Here is a 4,009-nt window from a genome sequence, read left to right as displayed (position 1 = left end):
GGCCGGTGCTGGAGGAGCGTTTCGGCGCCGTCTATTCGGACGGCCCCGGCATGCCGCCGCTGCCGACCCGGCTGATGGCGGGGCTGGCGATCCTCAAGCACACCTTCAACCTGTCGGATGAGGTGCTGTGCGAGCGCTGGGTGGAGAACCCTTATTTCCAGTATCTCACCGGCGAGACGTTCTTTTGCCATACGCTGCCGTTCGACCGCTCCTCGATGACGCGTTGGCGCAGCCGTATGGGCGAGGAGCGGATTATGGTGCTGTTGCAGGAGAGCCTCAGCCTCGCGGTCAAGACCGGGGCGATGAAACCGGCCGACACGCGCCAGGTGATCGTCGACACCACCGTGCAGCCGAAGAACGTCATGTTCCCGACCGACGCCAAGCTCATCCATCGGGCACGCGAACGGCTGGTGCGGCTGGCCAAGAGGACGGGTCTCCATTTGCGCCAGAGTTATGTGCGGGTCGGCAAGCTGGCGCTGATCAGCCACCAGCGCTATGCCCACGCCAAGCAGTTCAAGCGGGCCAACAAGGCGCTACGCAAGCTCAAGACCTATCTCGGCCGGACCATTCGCGACATTGGTCGCCAGATCGCCGGCGATCAGGGGCTGGACGCGCTGTTCAAATGGCCGCTCTACCAGGCCGCCACCGTTCTCGAGCAACGCCAGCGCCAGCGCGGCCGCAAGATCTACAGCCTGCACGCACACGAGGTGGAATGCATCGGCAAGGGCAAGGCGCATGCGCCCTACGAGTTCGGGGTGAAGGTGTCGGTGGCCACCACGCTGAAGCGCTCCAGGGGCGGCCAGTTCGCCCTGCATGCAAAAGCACTGCCCGGCAATCCCTATGACGGCCACACGCTGGCAAGCGTCATCCCCGACATGGAAAAGACCATCGGCAACGAGATCGGCCGCATCCTCGCCGACGCCGGCTATCGCGGCCACAACGCACCGCAGAGCCACAAGCTCAGGGTCTTCACCGCGGGCCAGAAACGCCGCGTCACCCCAGCCATCAAGCGCCAGATGCGACGGCGGTCGGCGGTCGAGCCCGTCATCGGCCACATCAAGAGCGAACACAGAATGGGCCGCAACTACCTCGCCGGCCAGCAGGGCGACACCCTCAACGCCATCCTGGCCGCCGCCGGCTACAACTTCTCCCTCCTGCTCAGGTGGCTGAAGGGGTTTTTGTCGCTCTTGATTGCCCTGCTTCAAATCCGGCCGAAGCCGGTCGCCGCTTAGGGCTCGGATTGTTCACGGTCGACGATTTGATGCGGTAGTCGCCTATGAGCGGTCAAAACGAACGCAGCTGGTTCGCCGATCGACCAAACGGCGAGCGCACTGTGCTTTGCTCAGACCGCCACCGAGTGCCTCGCCGTTCCCCCTTTGAAATATGTATCGAACTTGGCCGCGATGGTTCGAATGAAGGGGCGACTTTCAGTCCGTACGAGGAAACTGTCACCATCGAATTCAAGCGCTCGGGCAGGATCGTGGAGTGCGATGGACCTCGAGCGATGAAGGAGCTGCTCGCCGGCTTTGCCGAACCGCTCCACCAGGTCGACTGCCGAGAAGGCAAAATCACACATCAGCCGCTCGATGATCCAGCCACGGACGCGATCGTCGTCGGAAAGGGCAACGCCGCGGACGGCAGCCAACCCGCCATCCGCAACCATGCGCCCGTACCCGGCAGTCGAAGCCATGTTCTGCACGTAGCCTTGGCGAAAACGACCGATGGACGAAGGGCCAAGTCCGATCAGTGTCGGGCAGCGATCCTCAGTGTAGCCCTGAAAATTGCGATGCAAAACCCCTGCGCGGGCCGCTATGGCCAGCGCATCGTCGGGCTTCGCGAAATGATCGAGTCCTATTGCCTCATATCCCTTGGCGACAATTGCCCGCGCCGCGAGTTGAGATTGGGCGAAACGCTCAGTGGGACTCGGCAGCCATGCCTCGTCGATCATCGTCTGATGCTTCTTGAACCAGGGCACATGTGCGTAGCCGAACAGGGCCATCCGGTCTGGCTCCAAGGTCAGTGCCTGCGCCACCGTGGAACAGATCGTCTCGCGTGTCTGATTCGGGAGCCCGTAGAGCAGGTCCAGATTGACCGATTCGACGCCCCGCGAACGAACCCCGTCGACGACTGCCTTGGTCTGCAAAAAACTCTGCTCACGATTAATTGCTTTTTGCACTTGCGGATCGAAATCCTGCACGCCGAGGCTCGCCCGCGTTACGCCGATTTGAGCAAGTGCATCAAGGCGCGCCTTGTCCATGTCGTTGGTTTCGATTTCGATGCTGACCGTAGCATCCGGGAGAAGGTCGAAGCTGTCCCGCAAGGCCGCTCCAAGAGCAACCATATCATCGGGCCTCAGAATAGTTGGCGAACCGCCACCGAAGTGGATTGCACGGACATGTGCCTTGCCGCTCACCAGACCGGCAATCGTGACGATTTCGGCATTCAGCGAGCGCAGATAAGCGGCCACCGGCTCATATTGGTGCGTCTGCTTGGTGTGGCAGGCGCAGAACCAGCAGAGCTTGTCGCAGTAAGGAATGTGCAGGTACAGCGAGATTTCGTCGCCGCTTTCCAGCGTCTCCAACCAGCCACGGTAAATGGCAGCATCGATCCCCGAATGGAAATGCGGCGCCGTCGGATAGCTGGTGTAGCGTGGGACGTTCTCGCTGAGTTTGACAGCTATTTCCGATTGCATCTCGCGTTCACCGTGTTGCCCGCCGGAACACTGCACGCATCGCTGAAGCAGACCCTGATCTCGATCAGCCGCGCTCATGGACAAACCGCCGCAGGATTTCTCTACCCTGGATGGGTATCCTGCCGGCAGTTAGGATCGGGTAAGGCGAACGCATGACCTTTCGGCAAGACATTCATAGTTCCGGCATTCCTGTTCTTTGCTTCCCTTGCGAGGCACGGCGTCGCGGTGTCTGCGGTGCGCTCGATCCAGACAATTTGGTTGGGCTCGCCAAGACTTGCTCGCGTCGCCGGATCGAGTCAGGAATGGAGTTGACCGGCGAGGCACAGAACGTCGACAGCTACTCCAACGTGCTTTCAGGCGTGGTAAAGCTATCAAAGAGCCTGTCGGATGGGCGCCAGCAGATCGTCGGTCTCCAGTTTGCACCGGATTTTCTGGGACGTCCTTTCAAGGAGGAAAGCTCGATCAATGCGGAAGCGGCAACAGCAGTCACGCTGTGTTCGTTTCCGCGAGCGGCCGTCGAACGGATGATGAAGGCGTCACGGGAATTCGAGCATCGCCTGCTCAAACAGACGCTGAATGAACTCGATGAGGCGCGCGAGTGGATGGTGACGCTGGGGCGCAAGACAGCTCCGGAAAAGGTGGCGACTTTTCTCCTCATGATGGCCCGGAATATCGATTCCAGTCTCGATGCGGCTTCCGGGTCGGCCTCCTTCGATCTGCCGCTGACGCGTGCCGAAATGTCTGATTTCCTTGGAATCACCAGCGAGACCGTGAGCCGCCAACTGACGCGATTGCGGGCTGACGGGGTGATTCGGATTGAGAACGCACGCCATGTGACGGTGGACAGCATAAGCCGTCTGGAGAAGCGCTGTGGCGGCGGACGCGAGCGGCCCTAAGCGGCGAGGCCATGTCGCATGACTCCGGGGCGGGCCGTGTTTGCCTTTTAATGCGATGTCGCCGCGCCTTCGACGAAGCGGCGTCACGGTTGTCGAGACAAACAGCTTTCGGGCTTTGATAGGAACGTGACCAATCGCCAGGTGTGTTTCGGCACATACCGGCGAAGCATGGTCCTTAATCTGCCACGGCTCGGCGGAACGATCGCGTTCGTTTCCAATGGGATCCGAACAACGTTTGGCAGGGCATCGGCAATAGCATCCAACGCGCGCAGAGCCTCAGCTTTCGCCTCAGCGATCGCGTCTGCGCCCGCCCAACCCAGGGAACGCCTTCCATGAGGGAGTGAGCCCGCGCTGCGTTCCTCGTTCATTCGCCACCTGCTGATTGCGCCGCACAAAATCGTGCGGCCTGACATAGATCAGG

3 protein-coding genes are annotated in these 4,009 nt (G+C 61.0%); 2 read left to right on the top strand and 1 reads right to left on the bottom strand.

The genetic code is table 11. The features are described from left to right. Nucleotides 1-1,232: IS5 family transposase (locus ENZ75_RS23955; protein ID WP_127274734.1), on the top strand; the 1,232-nt coding region annotated here is incomplete at its 5' end. Between the two features lie 110 nt (nt 1,233-1,342). Here ENZ75_RS23955 and hemN read toward each other — a convergent pair. Then, nucleotides 1,343-2,692 carry an oxygen-independent coproporphyrinogen III oxidase gene (gene hemN, locus ENZ75_RS23950; RefSeq protein WP_063169226.1) on the bottom strand — a complete coding sequence of 450 codons (1,350 nt, stop codon included), beginning with the start codon at nt 2,690-2,692 and terminating at the stop codon, nt 1,343-1,345. A 152-nt stretch (nt 2,693-2,844) separates the two neighbouring features. Here hemN and ENZ75_RS23945 point away from each other — a divergent pair, with 152 nt between their 5' ends. Further along, nucleotides 2,845-3,588 carry a Crp/Fnr family transcriptional regulator gene (locus ENZ75_RS23945; RefSeq protein WP_024502861.1) on the top strand — a complete coding sequence of 248 codons (744 nt, stop codon included), beginning with the start codon at nt 2,845-2,847 and terminating at the stop codon, nt 3,586-3,588. Nucleotides 3,589-4,009: the final 421 nt, after the last annotated feature.

The sequence above is a fragment of the Mesorhizobium sp. M7A.F.Ca.CA.002.04.1.1 genome, assembly GCF_004022805.1.
Taxonomy (GTDB): domain Bacteria; phylum Pseudomonadota; class Alphaproteobacteria; order Rhizobiales; family Rhizobiaceae; genus Mesorhizobium; species Mesorhizobium ciceri.
The sequence above is the reverse complement of the archived record's forward strand: the minus strand, read 5'-3'. Positions and strand labels throughout refer to the sequence as shown.